We start from the raw sequence: 23,206 nt of genomic DNA on the forward strand, positions 1-23,206 counted from the left end.
CCCCAAGAACAGTGGNGGCTTTTTTGCTTTAATAAACCTACGCTTCTACTGCTTCGCGCGCCATGGCTTTTTCCGAAGTACCCTTGGAAATGGTGGCGGGCACCACCGTCACTACCACATATTTGGAAGTAGGCGTGTTGCTTACTTTGGCTACGCTGGAAATGGGTACCAGCGGGTTCGCCTCCGGAAAATAAGCACACACGTTTCCCTTCGGAATATCATACGGTACGGCCACGAACTTCTCCACCGTACGCTGCTCATTCTCGAAGTGGCTGGTGATGTCGATGAGGTCCTTGGCTTTGAGGCCGCGCTCGGCCATATCCCGCTCGTTCATAAACAGTACCCGCCGTTCGTTGTGAATGCCCCGATAGCGGTCGTTGTACTCGTAGATGGTCGTGTTGAACTGGTCGTGGCTGCGCACGGTCATCAGCACGAGCTGGCCGGGTTCCAGGGTATGCTTTTCTAGCTGCGTGGTGCTGAAGTTGGCCTTGCCATTCTTGGTGGTAAACTTCCGCTCCCGAGGGCCGTTGGGCAGATAAAAGCCCCCCGGCTGGCGCAGCTTCTCGTTGAACTTCTCGAAGCCCGGAATCACGCGGGAAATATGGTCGCGGATCACGTCGTAGTTGCGGGTCATGCCTACCCAGTCGGTGCTGGTGCGGTCGCCGAGGGTGGCGATGGCCATACCGCTGATGATGGCTACTTCGCTGAGCATCTCGCCGGCCAGGGGCACCAGCACGCCCTTGTTCTGACTCACGACACCCATGGAGTTTTCGCAGGAGGTAATCTGCTGGCCCGACTGCTGCATATCAATATCGGCGTGGGTAAAGCAGGGCAAGAGCAGACTGGTTTCGCCCGTCACGAGGTGGCCGCGGTTGAGCTTGGTGCCCACGAATACGGTCAGCTTCTGGCGGCGCATTCCTTCGGCAATCATTTCCGTGTCGGGGCCGGCGGCCAACAAATTGCCCCCCAGACTGAAATATACCTTGGTTTTGCTCTCGCGCATGGCCTTGATGGCTTCTACCACGTCGTAGCCGTCCTCGCGGGGAGCCGTAAACTTAAACTCCTTTTCCAACGCGTCGAGGAAGCCCGAATGCACCCGCTCCCAGATGCCCATCGTGCGGTCGCCCTGCACGTTGGAGTGGCCCCGCACCGGACAGGTGCCGGCCCCCGGCTTGCCGATGGCTCCCTTCATGAGCTGCAGATTCACGATTTCCTGAATGGTCTGCACGCCGTTGCGCTGCTGCGTGACGCCCATGGCCCAGCAGGTGATAATCTTCTGCTTGGTGGCAATGATGTTGGCCGCCTCCAGCAATTGCGCCCGGCTCACGCCGCTTTCCGACTCAATATCTTCCCAGCTGGTGTTGCGGATATTCTGCTCAAAGCTCTCGAAGCCCGTGGTAAACTCCTCGATGAAAGGACGATCCACGACCTGACCGGGATTCTGGTCTTCGGCCTCAAATAGGTGCTTCATAATACCGCGCAGCAAAGCCATGTCGCCATCCACGCGCACTTGCAGGTAGAGGTCGGTAATCTGGGTGCCGTCGCCGAGCAGTGCGCCCAGCGCCCGCAGCGGGTTCATGAAATCCTGGGGGTTTTTGAAGTGAACCAGGCCGGCTTCGATCAGCGGGTTCACGCTGATGATTTTGGCCCCGTTACGCTTGGCTTTTTGCAAAGCCGACAGCATCCGGGGGTGGTTGGTGCCGGGGTTCTGACCGATGACGATAATGACTTCGGCCTCATGAATGTCGTTGAGCGTGACTGAGCCTTTGCCCAAGCCCAGCGTGGGGCTGAGGGCTGAGCCGCTGCTCTCGTGGCACATATTGGAGCAGTCGGGCAGGTTGTTGGTGCCAAACTCGCGCACGAAGAGCTGAAACAGAAACGCCGGCTCGTTGGGCACCTTGCCCGAGGTATAAAACACGGCCTCGTCGGGCGAGTCCAGCGCGTTCAGCTCCCGGCCAATGATCTGGAAGGCCTCCAGCCACTCGATGCGGGTGTAGCGGTCGGAGCCGGGGCGCTTGACCATCGGGTGGGTGAGGCGGCCGGCGTTGTTCTGGTCGCGGTCGGTCATGCGCGAGAGGTCGGCCAGGCTGTGCTGGGCAAAGAAGTCGGGGCCGGCGGCTTTGTCGTCGGCGTCGGAGGCGGAGGCTTTGGCCCCATTCTCGCAAAACTCGGCCACGGAGCGGTGCTCGTCGGGGTCGGGCCAGGCGCAGCTGGAGCAGTCGAAGCCGTCTTTCTGGTTCATGGCCAGCAAGACCTTAGAGCCACGGTTCACGCCGCCCTCGCCCCAGCTGAACTGCATGGATTTGAGTACGGCCGTGACGCCGGCCGCTACTCTGGCCTGGCCTTCCAGGCGCAAGCCCGTCAGCTCCTCGGGGGGCTGGGCCAGAATCGGAAACAAGTACTTCGCGTTGGCTACTTCAGGGGCCGGAATGTGGTGAATGGGCGCATCGGCGCTGGCCTCATGCTCCATTTTGGTCGGATTATCGGCGTTTGGGATTTCGTAGTCGGGCGTAGGAGCCGCGCCCTGGTCGGGCCGCTCGCCGCTTTTGGGGGCGATGCTGGCGGCCTGCTCGTGGGTTTTGCCGGCCTTGCTGGGGTCAGTCTGGGGAGAATCTTCCATGATGCTATAAGAGAAAATGAGCGTGGTAGAATAAAGCTAAAGACGAAAGCAGCGCGGACTAATGACTACAATCCAGGTCCTTCTCAACCAAAATACGTAACTCTTGGTTTTCCGTCACATTTAAAGTCTCTGAAAAGCCAATCTGGTCGGAATCAACCCATTCGGCGGCCATCGTGCGGGGCACCAATACGTTGAGCGTCCCCCCGGTAAATAGTACGCGCACGGCGTCCGCTTCCGGGTTGGGAGCGTGTTCCAGGCTATACGTCAGCTCATCGGCCGGACGGGGACCCAGCTTCACGGTGACGGCCACGCGCCCGGTCTGGCCGAAGCGGCGTACGTCCTCCGCCGAGAGGCGCAGGCGCAGGGTGTTGTCTTCGATACGGAGTTTCATGAAGGCAATAGGTTTGGATGTGTTCAACGATTGGCCTCACTCCCGAGCCCCTGGGAGAGGGGGTGAGGAAACGTTCACTGGTTAGGTCTCTTCGGTTGTGCGGATGCGCCACTGCCCACAATATACGTTGTAGCGGCCCTGGCGCACGAAGCCGCAGAGCGTCATGCCAAAGTTTTGAGCAGCCTGCACCGCCAGCGAGCTGGGCGCACCTACGGCGGCCATCAGGGGAATGCCGGCTACGGCCGCTTTCTGCACCAGCTCAAACGAGGCTCGCCCACTCACCAGCAAGATAGCGTTGTGCAGCGGCAGCATCTCCTGAAACAGGGCCGCGCCAATGACTTTATCCAGCGCGTTGTGGCGGCCCACATCCTCGCGCAGCAGCAGCAGTTCGCCCTCAGGCGAGAACAAAGCCGCCGCGTGCAGGCCGCCCGTCTGCTCAAACAGCGCCTGGGCCGCCCGCTGCCGCTCCGGCAGTTGATGAATCACGGCGGGGTCTACGTGGGGGGCATTTTTGGGCAACACCGGGCAGGAAGCCGCGTGTACCGCCTCAATGCTAGTCTTGCCGCAGACCCCGCAGCTGCTGCTGGTGTAAAAGTGGCGCTCCAGGCGGGGCAGATCGGGGGCGGTGGTCGGGGCCAGCTCGGCCCGCACCACGTTTTCGCGCTCGTCTTCTTTTTCTACGTCGGGGCAATAAATGATGCCCTGCAAGTCCGGCCGGCCGCGGATGATGCCTTCGGTAAACAGAAAACCGGCGGCCAGCTCAAAGTCGTGGCCGGGCGTACGCATGGTGATGGATAAGGTACGGTGCTCACGCTGGCCGGTGGGGCCGTAGCCGACCCGGATTTCCAAAGGCTCTTCGGCGGCCAGCACATCGGAAGCCACGGTTATTTCTTCGCCCTGAACTTTGTGTATGGTGACGTAGTCGTAGCTGGTGGGGGGCAAAAAAACGGGTGCTGACACGGGGCAGGATTAGAAGGCGGAAAAAGCAGTGGCTACCAGGCATTGATTAACTCTATGGTGCTGAAGTTAGTTTAGCCTTACAGTGTAGAGACGCGTATTCGCGTCTCATCATTGAGCAACTGGTACTGCGCCGTCCGAATAGTTCACCTAAACAACACCAGCAACGGCAGACGCGAGTACGCGTCTCTACATCCCGTTGATAAACCTAAATTTGCTTTAGCTAGGTTTCTATAGTTACTTATCTGTTCTATGCTCACTCAAGAAGACCGTCAACGCTACCGCCGCCACTTGCAGCTTCCCGAAATCGGGGAGGACGGGCAGGCGCGGCTGCTGGCCGCCCGGGTGCTAGTGGTGGGGGCCGGGGGCCTGGGCTGCCCGGTGCTACAATACCTGGCGGCCGCAGGTGTCGGTACGCTCGGTATTGCCGACTCCGACCGGGTGGAGCTCAGCAACCTCCAGCGCCAGATCCTGTTCGGCAACGCGGATATTGGCCAGATAAAGGCGGAGGCCGCGGCTCGTGCCGTGAAGCGCCTCAATCCAACCATCAAATGCGAGATTCACGCCCGGCGCGTCGACCGCGTGAGCGTCGAAAAGCTGGTGGCCGCCTATGATTTAGTGGTAGATGGCTCCGATAATTTTGCCACCCGCTACCTGCTCAACGATGCCTGCGTGAGTGTGGGCCGACCGCTGGTGTCGGGGGCCATTTATAAGTTTGAAGGCCAGGTGTCGGTGTTCAATTATCAGGGTGGCCCCACCTACCGCTGCCTGTTCCCGACGCCGCCTTCGGCCGCCGAAGCGCCCAACTGCGACACCACCGGCGTGCTGGGCGTGCTGCCCGGCCTCATTGGCTGTGCTCAGGCCACCGAGGCGCTGAAGGTGCTGCTTGGGCTGGGTGAGGTGCTGCGCGGCCGGCTCTGGGTGTTCGATGCGCTGAGCTTTCAGTCGCGTATTCTGCGCTTTCCGCGCCACCCCGAGCACTCGCTCATCAACCTCAGCACGGCTTCCCCCGCCGATTATGCGGAGCTCTGCTCGGCCGCGCCAGTAGCCGTAACGGCGCCGGAACTGGCGGAGCTATTGGCCTCCGAGGCGCCGCCGTTTCTGCTGGATGTGCGCGAGCCGGAAGAGTACTACCACTTTCATTTGCCGGGTGCCACGCTTATTCCGCTGAGCCAGGTATTAGCTCGCGCCGGCTTGCTGCCCCGCCATCATCCGATTGTGGTGTATTGCCACCACGGCGGGCGGAGCGCCGCGGCTATTACAGAGCTGCAAACCAAGGCTGGTTTTACCAATTTGCAGAACCTGACGGGGGGCATTCATGCCTGGGCGTTGGAGGTCGACCCGACGATGCCGCAATACTGAGGGAGGATTTCAGGACAAATTAGTTTACAGGACATCCGTGCAATACATCGCGTCGGATGAATATTTGACCCGAGCCTACCTACCATGCCCAACTTTACCCCGTCGTCTACCACCACGCGCACCAGTGCTTACCGCCCCGATCTTGAGATTCTGATTGTGCGCTGGCACCAGGATGCTGCCCTGCCGGTCCTGCAGGCCGATTATCAGACGATGTTGGAAGTAGCTGCGGAGCATAACTGCGCCCGCTGGCTGCTGGATGTGCGCCGTCGCGAAGACACCGATCCGCAGCTGAGCGCGTGGGCCAGCGCGACCTTCTATCCACAGGCCGCCGCCCAACTATTGCCCCAGCGTCTGCATCTGGCCGTCCTCAACTCCACTTATATCTACGAACGCTTCCGCAACGATCCGGCGCACCAGCAGTATGTGGCGTATATGCTCGCGCCGGAACGCCCTTTTCTGACTAAGGTTTTTGATGATGAAGGCGAGGCCACGCGCTGGCTGCAGGAAGCCTAATGGTCGTCGGGGTTACTGGTGCCGGCACCTGCCCAAGCCTTCATTTGCTAAGATTATAAGTGCCCAAAATGCCCCCCAGTATCGCTCCCTCGCCCCGCCGCATCCGTTTTGACCGCAACGAGCTGGCGGGGGCATTCGGGGACTTGGGCACCGATTTGCCACTGCTTATCGGCATCATTGCCGCCTCGGGCGTGGATAGCGCCAGTGTGCTGGTCATGTTTGGGCTGATGCAGCTGTTTTCGGGATTTTGGTACGGATTGCCCATGCCCGTGCAGCCGCTGAAGGCCTTTGCGGCTCTGGTTATTGCCCAAAAATTGCCCGGCAGCGTTATTTATGGTGGCGGACTGGCCATTGGCATCGTCATGTTTCTGCTCTCGGTGCTGGGGCTGATCGATGGGCTGGCGCGGCTGGTGCCCAAACCCGTGGTGCGCGGTATTCAGCTGGGGCTGGCCTTGCAGCTGGCTTCGCTGGCGCTTAAAGAGTACGTGCCGGCCGATGGGCTGGGGGGCTATGTGCTGGCGGCGGCGGCCTTCGCCATTACGGTGGCGCTGCTGGGCAACCGCCGCTGGCCAGCGGCGCTGCTGGTCATTGCGCTGGGAGGCCTTTATGCCCTGATTTTCAAGCTCGATCTAACGGCTTCCTACGCCGCGCTCGGCTTTCACCTGCCCACCTGGCACCAGCCCAACCGTGCCGACGTGCTCACCGGCGCGCTGCTGCTGGCTTTGCCCCAGATTCCGCTTTCGCTCGGCAACTCCATCTTGGCCACCAGCCAGGTCCTCACCGATTTCTTCCCCGAACGCCGCATCACCGTCCGGCAGATCAGCTTCACGTACTCCCTGATGAATCTGGTGAATCCCTTTTTCGGCGGCATTCCCGTGTGCCACGGCTCGGGCGGGCTGGTGGGGCACCACGCGTTCGGCGCGCGCTCTGGGGGCTCCGTTATTCTGTATGGGGGGCTTTTTTTGGTAATGGGCCTGTTTTTCAGTCAGGGCTTCGCCCAGATCGTGCAGATTTTCCCGCTGCCTATCCTCGGTATTCTGCTCCTGTTTGAGGCCCTAACCCTAGCTGCCCTCATCCGCGACCTGACCGGTTCCCGCGCCGATTTGCTGGTGGCACTGCTGGTGGGCCTGCTCTGCGGCGGACTGCCTTATGGGTATCTGGTAGGTCTGGTAGTGGGTACGGCGGTGTACTACGCTATGCAGCGCGGCTGGGCCGGCCTGGGGAAGTAAAGCGGGCGCCGTGTTGGCAACAGGCGCAGCCCGCCTACTCTTCCTGCTGCTCCTGCAGGCAGCTGATAACCTCGTCCAGTGACAGCTGGCCCGCGATAAACCGCTCCAGCAGCTGCTTTTCGTATTGCTTGGGGGCCAGCGTCGTATTCAGGGTGATGGCTAATGCCCAGGCGACAGCCCGCTCGCGTCCGGCTCGTTTGTCCAAATCGGAGAGTTGCATTGGTCTCATGCCGCAAATGTTCAACTATTCTGGTAGCAGTACAAGCTGAACGGAAGATGGCTGCCTCAGAATAAGGCAGTGTAACGGTAGGATAACTACTGAATTACAGCTGGATTAGAGATTGGCTCAGGAGCGCGAAATGCGCTTACATGGGTTATAGACGCGTTTTTTGGAGGTCAACCAGGAGATGACAACTACTTGTTTCGCGCTGTTAGTCTAATCGCTCTTAGTTAGTGCAATTTTTTTGCGCAAGGGCGACGATGGTGGGCGCGGTGCTTCACTTAGTAAGGATGGGCCGCTGGCCGGCAGGGTCAGTCGCCCCCGCCTCAGCCCCCAATCGTAGACATGGACTCAAAGCTGAGCTGGTGCACGGGGCGCTGGCGCTCGGCCTCGAAGCCGTCGGCGGCGCGGTGGCGGAAGGCGTGCATCAGGGCCGCGCGCACCTCGTCGTCGGAGCTGCCAGCGCGCAGCAGCGTCCGCACGTCGAGCACGCCCTGATCGTAGAGGCAGGTTTTGAGGCCGCCCTCGGCCGTGAGCCGAATGCGGTTGCAGGTGCCGCAAAATGTGCGCGAGTACGCCGCGATAATGCCGAGCTGGCCAACATGGCCCGGAATAGCGTAGGCCGTCGCGGTGGCTCCGGCCGGTGTGGGCAGCGCGTGCAGCCCCGGAAAAGCCCCCCGCAGATGCTCCCGAATCCGGACGTGGTTCCAGGGCAAGGCAATGGCCCCGTGGCTGCCGCCGTTGAAGGGCATTTCCTCGATGAAGCGCACGTCTACGGGCAGCTCGCGGGTGAGCTCGGCCAGCGGAATCAGGTCTTCGATGTTCTGCCCATCCATCACTACCGCGTTTATCTTGACCGCGATGTTGGTGGCCAGCAAGGCATGCAGCGTGTCCAGCACACGGGGCAACTCGTCGCGGCGGGTGATGCGCAGGAAACGGGCGCGGTCGAGCGTGTCGAGGCTTAGATTGACGCTGCGAATGCCCAGGCGCACCAGTTCCGGGATGTGCGGGGCCGTAAGTACGCCGTTGGTCGTCAGGCTGATGTCGCTGATGCCCGGAATCCGGCTTAGGCGGTCCATGAAAGGCACCAGGTCGCGGCGCACGAAGGGCTCGCCGCCGGTCAGGCGCACTTTGCGTACGCCCAGCCCGGCCAGAATACCGACGACGCGCTCCATTTCCTCGTAGCTCAGCAGCGCGTTTTTGGGCATGTACTCGATGCCCTCGGCGGGCATGCAGTAAAAACAGCGCAGGTTGCAACGATCCGTAACGGCCACACGCACGTATTCGAGTGGGCGGCCGTGATTATCGTACAAAACAGCAGGAGCAACGGGCATAGGTGGGTAAAAGGCAGCGAAAGTCTATAACGGTAGGCGCTGTAATCAGGACGGCTTCGGAACAAAAATGGTTCAGCGTACTTTGCTTACGCAGTGCCTTCCGACAGGCTCAATTTACGAACTGACATTTCAACAAATGAAACTCAAACTTTCTCTTTTCGGCATCACCAAAGAAATCGTCGGCAGCCCCGAGCTGGAGCTGACCGCGCCTGACCCGCAATCGGTGGCGGGCCTGATGGAGCAACTGCGCACGCAGTACCCGCGCCTGCGCGAGCTGACCAGCTGCGCCGTAGCCGTAAACAGTGAATACGCCGCCGATGACTATCAATTGCAAGAGCGCGACGAAATCGCGCTGATTCCGCCCGTCAGCGGGGGGTAGGGTTGCTGGTTGTTAGGGCCTGGTTTTTGGTTTTTGGGCCGTTTGCACTAACAATTATCATCTTTCGACCAGGCACTAAAAACCAACAACTAAGAACTAAGCAATGCTTATCGAACTCACCGATCAGCCCATCGACGTAGCCGCCACCATTGCCGCCGTGGAGGCGGAAGGCGCAGGGGCCGTCAATGCCTTTATCGGTACCGTCCGCAACCAATCGACCGGCCGGCCCGTGGTGCGCCTGCACTACGAAGCCTACGACGCTATGGCCCTGCACCAGATGCGCCGCGTAGCCGAGCAGGCCCAGGAAAAATGGCCTATGCTTCAGAAAATAGCCGTCGTTCACCGCAAAGGCACCCTGGAAATCGGCCATGTGGCCGTGGTGGTGGCTGTTTCCACGCCCCACCGCGCCGAGTCGTTCGCTGCCTGCCAGTTTATTATCGACACGATTAAGAAGGTAGTGCCAATCTGGAAAAAGGAGGAGTTTGAGGATGGGCAGGTGTGGGTAGCCGCGCATCCGTAGGCTTACTAATAAGCGGAAACGCCAGTTCATTTAAACAATAAAACACCCGTCTGTCATGCTGAGCAGAGCGAAGGACCTTATCACGCCTGAACGACTAGCGTATCAACGGCTCGTTCAACTGCGATAAGGCTCTTTGCTCTGCTCAGCATGACAAGGTGGAGTAATTGCCAGTGTTATAAATGAATGTCTGCCCCCAACTCCCTTTCCGCCGCCTCTCGCTCCTCGGGCGTGTTCACGTTGCGCAGCTCCCGCGCATCAGGCGCTTTCAGCACGGCCACATCCGAGTTGATCAGCGCCTTGCGGGGGCAGGAGTAGCCCAAGCTCAGAAACCGCAGCAGCGCGGCGTAGCTGCCGGGCTCCCAGATGGTGATGAGCGGCTCGGGGAAGTCGTTGTGCGGACTTTGGAAGGCCGTAGCCATCTTGCCCGGCTGGCGGTGCGCTACCAGGTGTTGCAGGGTGTCGGCGGAGAGAAAGGGCAGATCGCAGGCCACGACCAGCCAGGCCGCGTTGGGGTCGAGCTGGAAGGCGGATAAAATGCCCCCCAGTGGCCCCAGATCGAGAAAACGGTCGGGGAGGGGTTGTAGCGTCGCGGGAAAATCGGCCACTTGATCGGGGCGGCAGGAGACGTGGACATCCCGGCAAACCGCAGCCAATAGCTCGGCGGCGTATGCGCGCTGCTCCTGGCCGTGGTAGCGCAGGCGGCCCTTGTCGGTCTGCATGCGCTGACTTTGCCCCCCGGCCAGCACCAGGCCCCGCAGTGGCGGCGCGCTGGCCTGCCACCATTGCCTGATGAAGGCGGCAATTGATGGTGTGTCGGATAAATCAAGTACTGGAATCCGATCCGCATCCGGCAAATGGGCCCGCAGATACTCCGGCAATTCTTGCCCGGCTGTCAAGCGCAAAATCAGCTGCACATCCGTCAGACGGTCGAGCTTGCGGTCCAGCGGCTTGGCCGGGTCGAGGATAATAAGTTGCTGTTTGGCCCGGAAGTGATTGCCATTGACTAACACCAGACTTTGGTGCGCCAGCCACTCCTGCTGGCTGAACTTATCCAGGCCGCGTGGCTGATCGAGGCGGCGAAATTGAATCTTGTCGGTCAGCTCGGCCGTAGCACCGGCCTGCAGAATAGGGCTGGCGCCCGCCGCCTCGTCGGCATCCGCGCCGGCGTGGTCCGCATCCACGTAGCCCACGCTCAGCGCGGGCGCGAGGTGCGGCAGCAGGCGGGCTACTAGGTCCTTGATCTTGCCGCAAGGCGCACCCAGAATAGCCAACTCGTAGCGGCCAAACTCGCCAAGGTCAGGGCGGACTAAAGCCGCGTGCTTGGTACGTGGCTTGGGGGGCAGATTGGCGGCGGTATTATTCGTCGACATGATGGAAGTCCTGTTTGCCGCCGGTCTTCTCGAGCAGGCGGGTTTCGCTGATAACAATGTTGTGCGACAGCGCTTTGCACATGTCGTACACGGTAAGCGCGGCCACCGAAGCGCCCGTCAGCGCCTCCATCTCCACGCCGGTTTTGCCGGTCACGGTGGCCGTGCATTCGATGAGGATAGCATCGGGCGCGGCTACCTCAATCCGGATCTGGCAGTCGTCGAGCCCCAGCGGATGGCAGAGCGGAATGAGGTCGGCGGTTTTCTTGGCCGCCATCACCCCAGCCAGAATAGCCGTCTGAAATACCGGCCCTTTGCGCGTGGGCAGGTCGCCGGCCTGCACCAGCGCCAGAATTTCCGCTCCTACCACCACGCGACTGCGGGCACGGGCCACCCGGCGGGTAGCAATTTTGCCCCCCACATCGACCATAGACGGCTGGCCGGCGGCATTGAGGTGAGTGAGCGAACGAGGCTCGGACATAAACGGAAAGAGATTTTTAGAGACACACAACGGCACACTTGACTTCTGACCTTGAGCCTTGCAAAAACAATTCAAAGAGAACGTCATGCAGAGCAAAGCGAAGCATCTCGCGTGTTTAGCTGGATTTAGTACTCGACCGTCAGCACGCGAGATGCTTCGCTCTGCATGACCGCCTATTTATAATAAGCAGAAGTGAAAAGTAGACGGCTACACAAAGAAAGTATAACAGCTTTAACGGCAAACAGGTCGCATAGAGCAAATTTACGTTACGCAACCAGGAACGTGCTCCGGCGCTTTCCTTCCAACTATTTCCCGCCCCTATGACTTCCGTCGCCGAAGCCCAACGTCTGGTTCTCGCTACTGCTCGCCCGCTGCCTCCCGAAACAGTTCCTTTATTGGCTGCCACCGGCCGGACATTGCGCCAGAACCTAACCGCCGACCGTGACTTTCCGCCCTTCCACCGGGTGGCCATGGATGGCATCGCGCTGGCCTTTGAGGCCGTGGCCGGGGGGCAAATTTCATTTCCCATCGAGGCCACGCAGTTTGCCGGAGCGCCACCGCAGCCTCTTCAGAATCCGCGGGCGGCCGTCGAAATCATGACGGGCGCCGTGTTGCCTCCCGGCACCGATACGGTGGTGCGTTATGAGGATGTGTCGTTTGAAGAAGTTGATGGCCAGCGCGTAGCCACCGTGCACGCTTTGCCCGAGCGAATGGGTCACAACGTCCACGCCCGCGCCGCCGACCGCCGCCAGGGCGACCTGCTGCTGCCCGCCGGCACCCGCCTGGGGCCGGCCGAGATTGCCGTGGCCACCACCATCGGCGCGGCTACCCTCTCCGTCACGCGGCCTGCCCGCCTGGCCATCGTCAGCACCGGCGACGAGCTGGTTGACATCGCTGAACAGCCGCTGCCCCACCAGATCCGGCGCTCCAACGCGGCCATGCTGCAAGCCGCCGCCCAAGCCGCTGACGCCGTTACCGAAGCTTTTCACTTCAACGATAATCAGGACATTCTGCGCCAGGGACTGCCCGCTTTGCTCCGCCGCTTCGATGCCGTCGTGCTCAGCGGCGGCGTCTCAAAAGGGCAGGCCGATTTTTTGCCCAGTGTACTGCGCGAGCTGGGCGTCGAGCAGATTTTTCACGAAGTAGAGCAGCGGCCGGGCAAGCCGTTCTGGTTTGGACAGATGCCGGGCGGGGTGGTAGTCTTTGCTTTGCCCGGCAACCCCGTATCCACCTTCGTGAATTATTACCGCTACGTACAGCCCTGGCTGCGGGCTTGTCAGGCCCCGGAAATGCCCCCCGCGCCGGCTGCCTACGCCGTGCTGGCCGAAGCTGTCAGCTTCCGGCCGCGCCTCACGTACTTCCTGCCCGTGCGCCTCGACATGGCCCCCGACGGCCGCCTGCTGGCCCACCCCCAGCGGGCCGGCGGCTCCGGCGACCTGGCCAGCCTGCTCCACTGCGACGGCTTCCTAGAATTGCCCCCCGAACAAACCGAGTTTGCCGCTGGCGAAGCGTGGCCACTGCTTCGGTTTCGGGAATAAAATACCGCCAAGCTGGAGCTTGGCGGTATTTTCCTAGGCCAGCACATGAATTACTGATTCCGAGAATCGCTCCATTTCTTCCAGCTGCGGGCTGCACTGCAACAGGAAGAAATCGACGCCAACGGCTTCGTAAGCACCGATGCGGTCTTGAATCTGGGCGGGTGTGCCGGTGAGGCCGGTGCGCAGGCCACGGTTCGAAACGGAGTAATCCTGCAAGGACACCTGCTGCTCCAGCTGCGTACCGGCCAGCCACTGCTGGTAGTTGTCGTAGCCAGCCGCCGAAGCCTGCACGTTGGTGATCCGGTCCAACTCGCGCTTCACGTCCTGCTCATTGTCGCGCACGATGCTGTAGCCGGCCACGCCGAACTTCATGGGGGGCAAATTTTTCTGCTCCCGGCGGCGGCGCATGTCGGCGATGCGCTGGCCGATCTGCTCCGGCGAGTCGCCGTGCATCACGTAGCCGTCGCACTGCGTCGATATTAGGTCCTTGGCCGCTTCCGATTCGCCGCCCGCGTACAGAAAGGGCTTCTTTGCGGGTTTCGGCTGCAATACGTTGTCAGTCAGCTGATAGTACTTGCCTTCGTAGGAAAAATGATCTTTTTCCCACACGTTGGTTACTACATCCAGCCACTCTTTGGTGCGGGCGTAGCGGTCGTCGTGCTGCTCGAAGTGCAGGCCGTACTTGGTCGCCTCATCGCGCCACCACGACGATACCACGTTCAAGGACAAGCGGCCCGGCGCAATCAAATCAATGTTAGCTGCCTGCTTGGCCAGCAACGCCGGGTTATGAAAAGTCGGGCGCACCGCCACCATAATTTCCATCTCTTTTGTCACAGCCGCTAACGCGGCGGCCGTGCTCCAGGCCTCCAGGGCCGGCGCTTCCTGGCCTTTGATGTCGTTCAAATACAGCTCCGCGATGAGCGTGAGGCTATAGCCCCAGTCCTCGCTGCGCTGGGCAAGCTGTTTTACATAGTCCCACGACGTAGGCATTTGCTCGTCGGGAATGTTGCGGAGCCAGCCGCCAAAAATGGGAAGCCAATAGCCGAATTTCATATGGTCAGGGCGTTTGCGGTGGTCAATTCCAGTTGTTGCTCCAGGTAATCCACGAAGCGGGCGTAAGGGTCAAAGCCTACTACGTTCACGGCGTCGGCCACGAAGTTGGAAAGGGCGTTGATGTCGTAAAACAGGGTTTCGCCGGTGCGGTCATCTATCAGGTATTCAATGCCGCCCACGTCGATCTTGGCGGCGGCTACTAGGCGCTCCACAGCCTCAATTACCTCGGCTGGCGGCGTGGTGGCTTCCACCTGAATGCCTTTCTTGGGGGCTTCCGTCAGGCAGAAGTCGCCGGCCGTAGGCTCGTCGGGGATCTGGCAGATTTCGGCCGGGCAGAGGTTGAAGCTCTCGCCGGTGGTAAATACGTTCATGGCGTACAAAAACTTGCTGTCCAGCGTTTCTACGCGGGTAATGTGCCCCCCACGCGGCGTCACGTACTCCTGCACCAGGGCGGTCTGGTCGATACCCAGATCAATGCTGCCCGCGTCTACGGCCTGCTGCAAACCAGCGGGCGTATCGAAGCGGATAATGCCCGCGCCGCTACCGCCGATGTTCACCTTCACCACCACCGGAAACCGCAGCTCGGCCGCCGCGCCCGGTATGCGCGAAACGTGGTTCACCACCCGCGACTTCGGGTATTTCAGCCCCAGCGAGCTGAGCAAAGAAAGCTGGCGGGCCTTGTTGGTCTCAATGCTGGTAGCCACCGAGCCATTGATAACGCGCACGCCCAGCCGCTCCAAATGCGTCACGAAGCCGGCGGTGTGGAAGATACCCTGACCGTGCCCGCGCAGGTAAGCCGAGGAGCTCATGCGGTTAATCACCAGGCTATAAGCGCTTTCCTCCTCGGAGGGGTCGAAAGCGTGGTGGGCGGCGTCAATTTTTTCGTAGGCCAGCCCGCGACGGTCCAGCTCGGCAAACAGGGGCTTAAACCATTCGGGGTGCTCGTAATAAATGCCGATAGGCTTCTGTGAATCAGACATAAGAGAAAAGGAATGAAGAAGGAGAAAACGAGGGGGGCGGCCGGCTCGCCGCTGCCGCTACGACGCCGGAAATGGCCGACGGGGCGATGTGAGGCAGAAAACGAAGGCAGGGAAACGGCCGGGGGGGGGTAGTAGGCGCAGCCGGTGGCGGCGAGGCCCCACGGACGGCTTGCCCGGCGCGACGCGGACCTGGCAAGCCGTCACAAAGCAGGCGCTGAAAAAGCTTCAGGCGGGGGAAGTGGCGGGCCGGGGAGCGGCGGAAATCAACAACAACAACCCTGACCTACCGGGCGCACCCAACAACTGGTCGGCACGGACAGAAAGCGGCCGGCGGGTTGCGTAGCAAGGCGGGTAAGAGAAAAAGCGGAGGTGTTGAGAAAGCGCACGGCAATTTGTTTTTATATAGTCAGGATTTGGCACCGTTCCAGCGGGTAGCTGGGGGGTTGCCGGCGTTTCGTCGAGCCTGTCTCTCCACGCCTCTGTATAAAAACAATCCTTTGGTTGGAAAGAATTGCTGGCACAAATGTACCGACATATTTTTTAACAATACAAATTCACGACGAAGCTGCGGGTAGCGTGGCACGGCATCGGCACCGGCTTCAGGCAAGCAGCCAGGCCCGCAGGCGGGCAAGCAGGCTGCCCTCCGCCGGGGCCGCCACCGACTCTGGTGCGTCCGCGTCATCATCCCGAACAGCTGCCATAGGGGCCGTATGCCGGGCTAGGATCTGCTGGGCGGCGGCCACGTCCTGCTGGCGCACGTGCAGGCGCACGCCGCCCGAAATGGGGCCGTAGGGGCGGTTTTCGTTGCTGATGAAGCAGGCAATGCCGGCCGTCTCCAGCTGATTTTTGGCCAGGTGCGCCGAGATGGAGTTGGCAAATGACTCCAGCAAGACGACCGGACTATTGGGGGGATCAATGAACATGGCAGCAGCGGTTTGAGCCAAAACACCAGAAGCACCCGGTTAGGTGCTTCTGGGGGTAAAAAAGAGCTGGCGGAGGGCTTTATTGAAACAAAGCCAGCGCCTTAATAAACGTCTGGGAGACGCCCCAGAACAGGGGCACGCCCACGTAGAGCCAGGCCAGCAGCGTTTGCAGCCCCGACGACGGCGTAGCATCGGCGGCCGGAGAATTCATTCGGTTTTCCATACAGAGTTGAGTTGTTGATGGGGTGATTTGCTGATGGCTGGTGGGTTGGCGCTAAACTTAACGAATCAGCCCACCAGCCATCAGTACATCAAATCAGGCGGCTACCCGGCGGGCGGCTTCCTTGTAGTGGTATTTCTCGTTGACGGCCGTCACGAGCAGATTGGCAATGAAGCCAACGACCAGCAGCCCGGCCATCACGTAGAATACCGTCTGGTAGGCTTCGGCGCCGGTCAGGCCTTTGTCTTTCTGGTTCTGGTGCAGGTAGTTAACGATCAGCGGCCCTAGGATGCCGGCCGTAGACCAGGCCGTCAGCAGGCGGCCGTGGATGGCCCCTACCTGCATCGTGCCGAACAGGTCGCGCAGGTAGGCCGGAATGGTGGCAAAGCCGCCGCCGTACATACTCAGAATCACGCAGCACACGATCACAAACAGGGCCAGGGAGTGATTGCCAGCTAGCGTGGGCACCAAGGCGTAGAGCGCGATGCCCAGACCAAAATAAATCATGTAAGTGGGCTTGCGGCCCAGCTTATCCGAGGCCGAAGACCAGAAGAAGCGCCCCACCAGGTTAAACAAGCTCAACAGGCCCACGAAGCCGGCCGCCGCGGCCGCCGTCACGCCCAGACCCGTACCCATCGACGCGTCCGAGAACGTTTCCTGAATCAGGGGCGAAGCTGTTTCGAGCACCCCGATACCGGCCGTCACATTCATGCAAAGCACCACCCACAACAGCCAGAACTGCGGGGTCTTGATAGCCGTGTCGGCATCTACGTTGGCCGTCGTGATGAGGGAGGTATGCTGGGTGGCGGGCACGTAGCCCGCTGGCTTCCAGCCCTCCGCGGGCACCCGGATGGTGATTACGCCAAACATCATGAATACCAGGTAGATAGCTCCCATGGTGAGCATGGTGGGCGCTACGCCCATCGGAGCCGAGTCTTTGAAATAGGCCATCAGGGCCACGGCCAGGGGCGAGCCAATCATGGCCCCGCCGCCAAAGCCCATGATGGCCATGCCCGTAGCCACGCCCGGCCGGTCCGGAAACCACTTGATGAGCGTGCTCACCGGCGAGATATAGCCGATACCCAGCCCAATGCCGCCCACGAAGCCATAGCCGAAATACACGAGCCAGATGCTATGCAGGTGTACGCCCAGGGCCGCGATGAAAAAGCCCCCCCCAAAGCACAAGGCCGAGGCCAGCATGGCTTTGCGCGGCCCTACGCGCTCCAGCCACTTGCCAAATACGGCCGCCGACAAGCCCAGCAGCACAATGGCAATGGAGAAAATAACGGCGAGCTGACCGGCGGTCCAGTCGGTGGGCGCGGGCGCGTCCACGTTGCCGCTGATCAGGGCTCCCATGGGCTTTTTGAACACGCTGAACGCGTACGCCTGCCCGATGGCGAGGTGAACGGCCAGGGCCGCCGGCGGAATCAGCCAGCGGTTGAAGCCCGGCCCGGCAATGGTGCGGCTGCGGTCCAGCCAGGAAGTAGTGGTTGCCATGCGCTAAAGAGAATTGGTGGGAAATAGGTGAACGAGACAGCACCGGGACACGGCAGAGGCTGGAAATGTGCCTCCGGGGTTGAGAATCAGGAAGGTAGATGCTTTTACGGCAAATTATCAACCCTAAGCCCGTAAATGTTGCTAATCAGCTATAGCTTTGGTTGAGCCTGGTACCTATTGTGCTGCGGGTCGGCGACTTAGCCAGCCCCGCAGACCCGGCTGGCGGCTGTTACGCAGAAAATTGGTCAGGCCCCTGGTTATGTGCTCCGCCATGCGCTGCTGGAATTCGGGTGAGGTCAGCAAGCGCTCATCGTCAGAGTTGGAAACGAAAGCAGTTTCTACCAACGCATTCGGGTACTCGGTGGGGCCGTTCAGCCCGAAGTTGAAGCTGCCTACATTGCCAAAACCGGGTAAGCCCGTGCGCAGCATCTCCGCGTAAATAGCCGTTGACAGGGGCCGAAACGCCACGTAGCGGTAGTAGGTGCTGGTGCCCCGCACGGTCTTGCTACTGGAGGAGTTAACGTGAATACTGACCAGTAGATCAGGGTTTGCCTGGCGCAGGCGCAGGATTCGGTCGCCGTTGTCCACGCTCAGGTCGGCGTCGCGGGTCATCAGCACCCGCGCGCCTTTGTGCTCCAGCTTCCGCCGCAGGCGCTGGGCAATGGCTAAAGTGAGGTCTTTTTCGCGGGCACCGCTGGCCCCTACGGCACCGGTGTTGGTGCCGCCATGGCCGGCGTCCACGGCTACGGTCAGACCACGTAGGTGCATCTTGGCCGGGGGGCGTTTTACGCGAATGGTCAGCACATTATTCTGATAGCCAATGCTGTAGCCCCAGCTCTGACGGTGGCGTAAATGCAGCACCAGCCGGAATACATCGGGCTGCACTTGCTCGTAGTGCACGTCGCCGAGGGCTTGCAGGCCCGCGCGCTGGGTTATCCAGTTGGTATTGGAAGTGGCCCCGAATACATCAATGACCAGGCGCGTGGGCTCGGTCAGGAGCTGGGAGCGGTAGGGCAGGCGCTCGGTGAGCGGTACGCGCACGTAGTCGTAGAGCGAATCGCCCTGCACGCTCCACGAGCCAGTGAGCGAGCCGGGCATAAAGCCGCCGGGGGGCAGCAAGCGCACACTATTCTCCGGCACCCAGGCAATCTGGTTTTCGGCCAGGCGTACCCGGTACTGATTGCCTACTTTGCCGTTAATATTCAGCACCACCAGCGAATCGAGGTAGCCCATTTTGGCCCCACCCAGGCGGTCTTCGCCCAGGCCGTAATTCAGGTAAGCCAGCGGGCCTTTAGTAACAGCCAGCTGGGGAGCATTCTGGTTTAAAAAACGCACCGTATTCTGGCTGAACGCCACTGTGCGCATGCTATCCGCGGTGAGCAGCTCAAAGGCAATGAGCCGGTCAAAAAGCGTGTCGCCGGGCTGCACCACGTACGTTCCCTGATAGATGCCAAGCTGCCCATTGGTGAGCATGGGCGACAATTCATTCATCGATTTGCCCCCCAGAAAGGTGGCCGTCGCGCCCGGCTGACCTTTCAGGCGTACCTGCAGCCGGTCGCCGGGCTGCAGCCACTGGTCAGCGGCCGGTACGGTTTCGGCGGTCTCGATAGGCGATAGTTGCGCTAGGGCCGTAGTAACCTGGAGCAGCAGGAGCAGCCGCAGCAAAAGTTTGGGTATACCCATGAAGAGTTAGAATGAAAATGGCTTAGCTGATGCAGAACCAGCAGTCAATATTCGGTCTTTAGAGGTTTGCAACCATTTATCCTCTACCAAGCATCATAGCCACGATTGCCTGCCCAGCGCCTGAACGCAGCTTAGTAGAGGCTGCTACGGCTCAGCTCTACCTCAGTTTCTCCTCCACCTTATTATTGCCTGTATTTATGCTAAAGATGCTAACCCTAACTACCTGCTTGCTGGGCTGCGCCCTGTTTGCCCACGCCCAGAATGAGCCAAAACGCGCGTATGAAGCCGGCATCGAAGTCATAAACTATAACCCTTCCGGCAACGGCCACCGCTACGACAACTCACCTGCTAATAATCCGGCCCAGTGGGCGTCCGGCCTATTTTTGCGGTATACTCCCACTCGGTTTGGGCTAAGGCTGGGGGGCAATTTTAGCCGGGGAACCGTGAAGCCCAGCTATGATTACTGTGCCGATTGCCTGGAGGGAAAGGTGACGGACAAGGAGCTGCAAGTAAAGCTGGGCGTTCAATACGCACCCCTCACAAAATACGATTGGCTCTACACTTTCACCGACTTGTATTACCGACGCTACAGCTCCACGGGAGACCTTACGGGCGGGCTGTGCGGCTGCCTGGATGTCACGGACACCCGTACTTCCAACGGGATAGGGCTCAATGCCGGCCTGGGGGCCAGAATCAGGGTGTTTAAAAGCGTTTACCTAAGCCCGGAAATCTACTACGACGTGCTGCGAGCCCGCGACGAAACCGCCCAACAAGACAACCACAGCGGCAGCGTCTTCACCTATCAGGAAACTACAACCATGCATCGGCCCGCCATGCGACTACGGGCTACGGTTGCCTTCTAGGTATAGGTTTTTGTAGCTGGCCAGTCCTTTGATTAACTAATTAATTGATTGTTTATCAGTAGGATACAATTGGTTGTATAGCAGGTCAGCGGCGGCTTCCAATAAGGGTAAATCGGTAGTGCGCTCCTGGCAGCGCTGCATATCGTAGTGGCAAAGCGTACCAAATGCCTTGCCCTCACTATCCCGGATGAGAACCCCGCAGTAGGACACGACGGGCGTATCGACCACGCCCTTCACGCGTGGGTCGGTGGTAGCATCCGTTATTTCCAGTGGCGCCTGCTGGCGGCCTACCAAGGCGCAATATGTGGCCTCCATCGGAGCAGCAGGGCCTTGCTGCACATTAGCGGGGTCGCGCCGGTCGTAGAGGGCCTCATTGCGCAGCTGGTCGCCATCAAAGCGGAAAACGCCGGTGTAGCGATGCGGCGTGCGGCTATTCAGGTATTGAAGCGCAGTATGAATCCCGTGCTGCTGAAGCACGGAGGTGAACTCTCCAATATCGTGGAGCACGGACGAATCCGGAGAAGAAGCGCTGGTCATAAGAAAGAAAGGTGGCGGGGTAGTGTTGCAAGATATGTAGAGCTGCAAGATATTGTATTAACCGGCAATGTGTGAACAGGCTTTTGCTAAGCATTAGCAAAGGTTGGAGCTGGTTAAAAAAAGCCCCCCAGAAATAATATGGGGGGCTTTTTCCTGGGATATATCGTAGTTATAATTCCAACCGATGTAGCCACACGGCGAAAATTTACTCCTTCACGGCCTGGCCCAGGTCCTTTATATCACGGCCCGATTCCATGGCCACAAACTCGGCTTGCAGACCCCGGATGCGCAGCTCATCGCGCCCGACCACATCCAGCCGAATTGCTTTTAACTGATTGTTGAGTCGCTTATATACGCTGGTAGCGTAGTCCCAGTCGCGCTGGGTCCACTGGCGGCGCTTGGCGCGGGTTTGGCGGAGCAGTTGGGTGTAGGCGGGCTCAATGCTTTGTGGGGTGAGCTGGTCGATGGTGGCATAGGTGCCGAGCAGCTCGGTGGTAAAGGCTGACTCAGCGGCGGGGTCGAGAGGTTGGCGGTTGCGGGCGCGGGCCGTGGCCGTATAATCGGCGGCACGGTCGCTGGCCCGGTCAAGGCGGTCGCCGGCGCGCTCAGCCAGAGTATCCAGCTTGCGGGCTTCCTGACGCACGACTTCCTGCCGCTCGCGGGGCGTGGTGTCGCAGCCGGTGAGCAGGAAAAGGCAGATAAAAGACAGGCACGCGGCAGGTGCCAGGCAGAACGGAGAGGTAGTGGCAGATTTCATAGAAGCGTGTACGCAACTGCTGCCGAGTTGGATATTCGGGCTTTGCCCGTGCAAAAGCGAAAAAGCCCCCCAGCCAAGGACGCCACTTATTGTTCCTCGTCGGTGCGGTCGCGCAGGTCACGCAGCTGGGTTTGCAGGCCGGGAAAATGAGGGCAGATTTTGGCCAGCCTCTGCAGCACGCGCAGGGCAGAGCGGTCTTCGCCCAACATGCGCAGTATAATTGCCCAGCCGGAAAGTGCCCCAAAGTGGCGGGGCTCGCGGCGCAGGGTTTCGGTAATATCCAGCAAAGAAGCGCGGTACTCGCCCCGCATATAGTGGGCCGTAGCGCGCTTATTCCAGCCTTCGGCAAAGTCGGGGCGGTTATCAATCAAAAACGTGAAATCGGCAATGGCGCGGGTATAGTCGCCGGCCGAAAGGGCGCGCATGCCTGCTTCCAGGTGCTTGTCGAGGGCCTGGTCGCCGGTGGTAAGCCAGAGCTGCCAGATGCCGCTTTGCAACGCTTCAATCTCCGCTGGCGCTTCTGCCTCCTGCAACCTGGCAAACAGATCATCGAGCGTAGTCATAGCTTGGAGGGGTAAATGCTGAGGTAAAAGTGTACGCTGGAACAGCTGCTGCGTTTGGGTAAAGCCTGCCGGGGGGCTTTTTCCCCACTCTCAATATCCTGCCGAATGTATACGCTTTTGTCAAAAGCAAAAGCCAACAACTCGGTTGCTGGCTTTTGCTTGTACGGGGCAATAGCAACTTAAAACAGCTCCTTCGCCACACGCCGAATCGACTCCGACTTGCCCATAGAATAGTAGTGCAGGCAGGGCACGCCGTGAGCCATCAGCTCACGGCTCTGGTTGATGCACCACTCAATGCCGATGCGGCGGGCGTCCTCGTTGTCGCGGCACTGGCTGATTGCCTCGGCCAATTCCTCCGGGATGTTCAGGAAAAACGTGCGCGGCAGCATAGTCAGCTGGCTTTTAGTGGTCATTGGCTTCAGACCCGGAATAATGGGAGCCGTAATGCCCGCCGCCCGGCAGCGCTTCTCGAAGTTGAAGAACTGCTCGTTGTCGAAAAACATCTGCGTGACGATGTACTCGGCCCCACGGTCCATTTTCTGCTTCAAAAAACGGATGTCAGAGCCGTAGTTGGGCGCCTCAAAGTGCTTCTCCGGGTAGCCTGCCGTGCCGATGCAGAAGTCGGTCGGAAACGTATCTTCCTGCTCATCATCCAGATACCGGCCTTTGTTCATGCAGGCTACCTGCTCAATCAGGTCGCTGGCGTAGGCGTGGCCGTCGGGCTCGGGTACAAAGTGCGACTCCGACTTTATCGGGTCGCCGCGCAAAGCCAGCACATTATCAATGCCCAGAAAGTGCAGGTCGATCAGCGCGTTTTCGGTTTCCTCTTTTGTAAATCCACCGCAGGTCAAGTGGGGCACGGTGTCCACATCGAAGCGATTTTTGATGGCCGCGCAGATGCCTACCGTACCGGGCCGCTTACGCACGGTTTTGCGCTCCAGAAAGCCGTTGGGCTGCTTGCGGTACACGTACCTTCGCGGTGGTAAGTCACATCAATGAACGGCGGCTTGAACTCCATCAGCGGCTCGATGTTGCCGAACAGATTCTGGATGTTCTCGCCCTTTCTGGGGGGCAAAACCTCGAAGGAAAACAGCGTTTTGCCGTCGGCTTGGATCAGGTGGTCAGTTACTTTCATATAGAACACCAAGTGTAAGTTGGTGAGTCGGAGAGGGTGGTAATTGATTATGCGAGTTAATGAGAAATAGGCGGTAAGCTCCCT

General features: G+C 60.0%; 23 protein-coding genes, 1 pseudogene and 1 riboswitch. Of the genes and pseudogenes, 7 read left to right on the plus strand and 17 right to left on the minus strand.

Annotated elements, in window-relative coordinates:
- Window positions 1–37: 37 nt before the first annotated feature.
- The 3 genes from B9A24_RS03340 to fdhD all read right to left on the minus strand — a co-directional run bounded on the left by B9A24_RS03340 (window position 38) and on the right by fdhD (window position 3,971).
- A complete protein-coding gene (locus tag B9A24_RS03340) occupies window positions 38–2,620 on the minus strand; it encodes an FdhF/YdeP family oxidoreductase (RefSeq protein WP_084443758.1) in 2,583 nt (860 codons plus the stop codon).
- Window positions 2,621–2,678: 58 nt separating this feature from the next.
- Entirely contained in the window at window positions 2,679–3,011 is a 333-nt protein-coding gene (locus tag B9A24_RS03345) for a DUF7009 family protein (RefSeq protein ID WP_084443759.1), read from the minus strand.
- A gap of 81 nt (window positions 3,012–3,092) precedes the next feature.
- On the minus strand, window positions 3,093–3,971 hold the full coding sequence (gene fdhD, locus B9A24_RS03350) for a formate dehydrogenase accessory sulfurtransferase FdhD (protein ID WP_234996949.1): 879 nt from the start codon (window positions 3,969–3,971) through the stop codon (window positions 3,093–3,095).
- Window positions 3,972–4,220: 249 nt separating this feature from the next.
- Here fdhD and moeB point away from each other — a divergent pair, with 249 nt between their 5' ends.
- The 3 genes from moeB (at window position 4,221) to B9A24_RS03365 (ending at window position 7,072) form a co-directional block, all read left to right on the plus strand.
- Window positions 4,221–5,330: a molybdopterin-synthase adenylyltransferase MoeB gene (gene moeB / locus B9A24_RS03355; protein ID WP_084443761.1), complete on the plus strand. Its 1,110-nt coding sequence runs from the start codon at window positions 4,221–4,223 to the stop codon at window positions 5,328–5,330.
- Window positions 5,331–5,414: 84 nt separating this feature from the next.
- A complete protein-coding gene (locus tag B9A24_RS03360) occupies window positions 5,415–5,843 on the plus strand; it encodes a hypothetical protein (protein ID WP_084443762.1) in 429 nt (142 codons plus the stop codon).
- Window positions 5,844–5,911: 68 nt separating this feature from the next.
- On the plus strand, window positions 5,912–7,072 hold the full coding sequence (locus B9A24_RS03365; protein ID WP_084443763.1) for a putative sulfate/molybdate transporter: 1,161 nt from the start codon (window positions 5,912–5,914) through the stop codon (window positions 7,070–7,072).
- 34 nt (window positions 7,073–7,106) lie between these two features.
- Here B9A24_RS03365 and B9A24_RS03370 read toward each other — a convergent pair whose 3' ends face one another.
- Window positions 7,107–7,301, minus strand: a complete 195-nt coding sequence (locus tag B9A24_RS03370; RefSeq protein WP_143434738.1) for a hypothetical protein — start codon at window positions 7,299–7,301, stop codon at window positions 7,107–7,109.
- 317 nt (window positions 7,302–7,618) lie between these two features.
- Window positions 7,619–8,626 carry a GTP 3',8-cyclase MoaA gene (moaA, locus tag B9A24_RS03375; RefSeq protein WP_084443765.1) on the minus strand — a complete coding sequence of 336 codons (1,008 nt, stop codon included), beginning with the start codon at window positions 8,624–8,626 and terminating at the stop codon, window positions 7,619–7,621.
- A 136-nt stretch (window positions 8,627–8,762) separates the two neighbouring features.
- Here moaA and B9A24_RS03380 point away from each other — a divergent pair, with 136 nt between their 5' ends.
- Complete coding sequence (locus B9A24_RS03380; RefSeq protein ID WP_084443766.1) at window positions 8,763–9,005, plus strand: MoaD/ThiS family protein; 243 nt, start codon at window positions 8,763–8,765, stop codon at window positions 9,003–9,005.
- Window positions 9,006–9,108: 103 nt separating this feature from the next.
- Window positions 9,109–9,525 (plus strand): molybdenum cofactor biosynthesis protein MoaE, encoded by a 417-nt coding sequence (locus B9A24_RS03385; RefSeq protein WP_084443767.1) that lies wholly within the window; start codon window positions 9,109–9,111, stop codon window positions 9,523–9,525.
- 173 nt (window positions 9,526–9,698) lie between these two features.
- On the opposite strand, the gene B9A24_RS03390 is transcribed toward B9A24_RS03385, so the two are convergent.
- The gene (locus B9A24_RS03390) at window positions 9,699–10,895 is read right to left on the minus strand and encodes an NTP transferase domain-containing protein (protein WP_084443768.1); all 1,197 of its coding nucleotides are present in this window, start codon (window positions 10,893–10,895) and stop codon (window positions 9,699–9,701) included.
- Window positions 10,882–11,373: a cyclic pyranopterin monophosphate synthase MoaC gene (gene moaC / locus B9A24_RS03395; RefSeq protein WP_084443769.1), complete on the minus strand. Its 492-nt coding sequence runs from the start codon at window positions 11,371–11,373 to the stop codon at window positions 10,882–10,884. Before moaC ends, B9A24_RS03390 begins: the two co-directional genes overlap by 14 nt.
- Before the next feature lie 320 nt (window positions 11,374–11,693).
- Between moaC and B9A24_RS03400 the strand changes: the two genes are divergently transcribed.
- A complete protein-coding gene (locus B9A24_RS03400; RefSeq protein ID WP_084443770.1) occupies window positions 11,694–12,911 on the plus strand; it encodes a molybdopterin molybdotransferase MoeA in 1,218 nt (405 codons plus the stop codon).
- 33 nt (window positions 12,912–12,944) lie between these two features.
- Here the strand turns inward: B9A24_RS03400 and B9A24_RS03405 are convergent, their stop codons facing one another.
- The 6 genes from B9A24_RS03405 to B9A24_RS03425 form a co-directional block, all read right to left on the minus strand.
- Window positions 12,945–13,964 (minus strand): LLM class flavin-dependent oxidoreductase, encoded by a 1,020-nt coding sequence (locus tag B9A24_RS03405; RefSeq protein WP_084443771.1) that lies wholly within the window; start codon window positions 13,962–13,964, stop codon window positions 12,945–12,947.
- A complete protein-coding gene (locus B9A24_RS03410; RefSeq protein WP_084443772.1) occupies window positions 13,961–14,944 on the minus strand; it encodes an ATP-grasp domain-containing protein in 984 nt (327 codons plus the stop codon). Before B9A24_RS03410 ends, B9A24_RS03405 begins: the two co-directional genes overlap by 4 nt.
- A gap of 395 nt (window positions 14,945–15,339) precedes the next feature.
- A riboswitch (SAM riboswitch) is annotated at window positions 15,340–15,434 on the minus strand.
- Between the two features lie 109 nt (window positions 15,435–15,543).
- On the minus strand, window positions 15,544–15,867 hold the full coding sequence (locus B9A24_RS03415; RefSeq protein ID WP_084443773.1) for a putative signal transducing protein: 324 nt from the start codon (window positions 15,865–15,867) through the stop codon (window positions 15,544–15,546).
- 79 nt (window positions 15,868–15,946) lie between these two features.
- Window positions 15,947–16,090 carry an MFS transporter small subunit gene (locus B9A24_RS22230; RefSeq protein WP_200813855.1) on the minus strand — a complete coding sequence of 48 codons (144 nt, stop codon included), beginning with the start codon at window positions 16,088–16,090 and terminating at the stop codon, window positions 15,947–15,949.
- Between the two features lie 93 nt (window positions 16,091–16,183).
- Window positions 16,184–17,584 (minus strand): L-lactate MFS transporter, encoded by a 1,401-nt coding sequence (locus B9A24_RS03420; RefSeq protein ID WP_200813856.1) that lies wholly within the window; start codon window positions 17,582–17,584, stop codon window positions 16,184–16,186.
- 174 nt (window positions 17,585–17,758) lie between these two features.
- Window positions 17,759–19,267 carry an N-acetylmuramoyl-L-alanine amidase gene (locus B9A24_RS03425; RefSeq protein WP_084443774.1) on the minus strand — a complete coding sequence of 503 codons (1,509 nt, stop codon included), beginning with the start codon at window positions 19,265–19,267 and terminating at the stop codon, window positions 17,759–17,761.
- Between the two features lie 197 nt (window positions 19,268–19,464).
- Here B9A24_RS03425 and B9A24_RS03430 point away from each other — a divergent pair, with 197 nt between their 5' ends.
- Entirely contained in the window at window positions 19,465–20,130 is a 666-nt protein-coding gene (locus B9A24_RS03430) for a hypothetical protein (protein ID WP_084443775.1), read from the plus strand.
- A gap of 36 nt (window positions 20,131–20,166) precedes the next feature.
- Here B9A24_RS03430 and B9A24_RS03435 read toward each other — a convergent pair whose 3' ends face one another.
- The 4 genes and pseudogenes from B9A24_RS03435 to metF all read right to left on the minus strand — a co-directional run bounded on the left by B9A24_RS03435 (window position 20,167) and on the right by metF (window position 23,122).
- Window positions 20,167–20,667 carry a GAF domain-containing protein gene (locus B9A24_RS03435; RefSeq protein ID WP_084443776.1) on the minus strand — a complete coding sequence of 167 codons (501 nt, stop codon included), beginning with the start codon at window positions 20,665–20,667 and terminating at the stop codon, window positions 20,167–20,169.
- 205 nt (window positions 20,668–20,872) lie between these two features.
- A complete protein-coding gene (locus B9A24_RS03440; protein ID WP_084443777.1) occupies window positions 20,873–21,424 on the minus strand; it encodes a hypothetical protein in 552 nt (183 codons plus the stop codon).
- Between the two features lie 86 nt (window positions 21,425–21,510).
- Window positions 21,511–21,987 carry a tetratricopeptide repeat protein gene (locus B9A24_RS03445; RefSeq protein WP_084443778.1) on the minus strand — a complete coding sequence of 159 codons (477 nt, stop codon included), beginning with the start codon at window positions 21,985–21,987 and terminating at the stop codon, window positions 21,511–21,513.
- 179 nt (window positions 21,988–22,166) lie between these two features.
- A pseudogene (metF, locus tag B9A24_RS03450) lies at window positions 22,167–23,122 on the minus strand (methylenetetrahydrofolate reductase [NAD(P)H]).
- Window positions 23,123–23,206: the final 84 nt, after the last annotated feature.

Origin of the sequence: Hymenobacter roseosalivarius DSM 11622 (assembly GCF_900176135.1) — a bacterium.
Lineage (GTDB): Bacteria > Bacteroidota > Bacteroidia > Cytophagales > Hymenobacteraceae > Hymenobacter > Hymenobacter roseosalivarius.

Excerpts from the sequence above, each read along its gene's own strand:
- B9A24_RS03405 (WP_084443771.1), bottom strand. The coding sequence starts at position 13,964 with ATGAAATTCGGCTATTGGCTTCCCATTTTTGGCGGCTGGCTCCGCAAC.
- B9A24_RS03430 (WP_084443775.1), top strand. The coding sequence starts at position 19,465 with ATGCTAAAGATGCTAACCCTAACTACCTGCTTGCTGGGCTGCGCCCTG.
- moeB (WP_084443761.1), top strand. The coding sequence starts at position 4,221 with ATGCTCACTCAAGAAGACCGTCAACGCTACCGCCGCCACTTGCAGCTT.
- B9A24_RS03370 (WP_143434738.1), bottom strand. The coding sequence starts at position 7,301 with ATGAGACCAATGCAACTCTCCGATTTGGACAAACGAGCCGGACGCGAG.
- B9A24_RS03440 (WP_084443777.1), bottom strand. The coding sequence starts at position 21,424 with ATGAAATCTGCCACTACCTCTCCGTTCTGCCTGGCACCTGCCGCGTGC.
- moaA (WP_084443765.1), bottom strand. The coding sequence starts at position 8,626 with ATGCCCGTTGCTCCTGCTGTTTTGTACGATAATCACGGCCGCCCACTC.
- B9A24_RS03410 (WP_084443772.1), bottom strand. The coding sequence starts at position 14,944 with ATGTCTGATTCACAGAAGCCTATCGGCATTTATTACGAGCACCCCGAA.
- B9A24_RS03435 (WP_084443776.1), bottom strand. The coding sequence starts at position 20,667 with ATGACCAGCGCTTCTTCTCCGGATTCGTCCGTGCTCCACGATATTGGA.
- B9A24_RS03445 (WP_084443778.1), bottom strand. The coding sequence starts at position 21,987 with ATGACTACGCTCGATGATCTGTTTGCCAGGTTGCAGGAGGCAGAAGCG.
- B9A24_RS03425 (WP_084443774.1), bottom strand. The coding sequence starts at position 19,267 with ATGGGTATACCCAAACTTTTGCTGCGGCTGCTCCTGCTGCTCCAGGTT.
- B9A24_RS03380 (WP_084443766.1), top strand. The coding sequence starts at position 8,763 with ATGAAACTCAAACTTTCTCTTTTCGGCATCACCAAAGAAATCGTCGGC.
- B9A24_RS03420 (WP_200813856.1), bottom strand. The coding sequence starts at position 17,584 with ATGGCAACCACTACTTCCTGGCTGGACCGCAGCCGCACCATTGCCGGG.
- B9A24_RS22230 (WP_200813855.1), bottom strand. The coding sequence starts at position 16,090 with ATGGAAAACCGAATGAATTCTCCGGCCGCCGATGCTACGCCGTCGTCG.
- B9A24_RS03415 (WP_084443773.1), bottom strand. The coding sequence starts at position 15,867 with ATGTTCATTGATCCCCCCAATAGTCCGGTCGTCTTGCTGGAGTCATTT.
- B9A24_RS03365 (WP_084443763.1), top strand. The coding sequence starts at position 5,912 with ATGCCCCCCAGTATCGCTCCCTCGCCCCGCCGCATCCGTTTTGACCGC.
- B9A24_RS03400 (WP_084443770.1), top strand. The coding sequence starts at position 11,694 with ATGACTTCCGTCGCCGAAGCCCAACGTCTGGTTCTCGCTACTGCTCGC.
- B9A24_RS03360 (WP_084443762.1), top strand. The coding sequence starts at position 5,415 with ATGCCCAACTTTACCCCGTCGTCTACCACCACGCGCACCAGTGCTTAC.
- moaC (WP_084443769.1), bottom strand. The coding sequence starts at position 11,373 with ATGTCCGAGCCTCGTTCGCTCACTCACCTCAATGCCGCCGGCCAGCCG.
- B9A24_RS03390 (WP_084443768.1), bottom strand. The coding sequence starts at position 10,895 with ATGTCGACGAATAATACCGCCGCCAATCTGCCCCCCAAGCCACGTACC.
- B9A24_RS03345 (WP_084443759.1), bottom strand. The coding sequence starts at position 3,011 with ATGAAACTCCGTATCGAAGACAACACCCTGCGCCTGCGCCTCTCGGCG.
- B9A24_RS03340 (WP_084443758.1), bottom strand. The coding sequence starts at position 2,620 with ATGGAAGATTCTCCCCAGACTGACCCCAGCAAGGCCGGCAAAACCCAC.
- B9A24_RS03385 (WP_084443767.1), top strand. The coding sequence starts at position 9,109 with ATGCTTATCGAACTCACCGATCAGCCCATCGACGTAGCCGCCACCATT.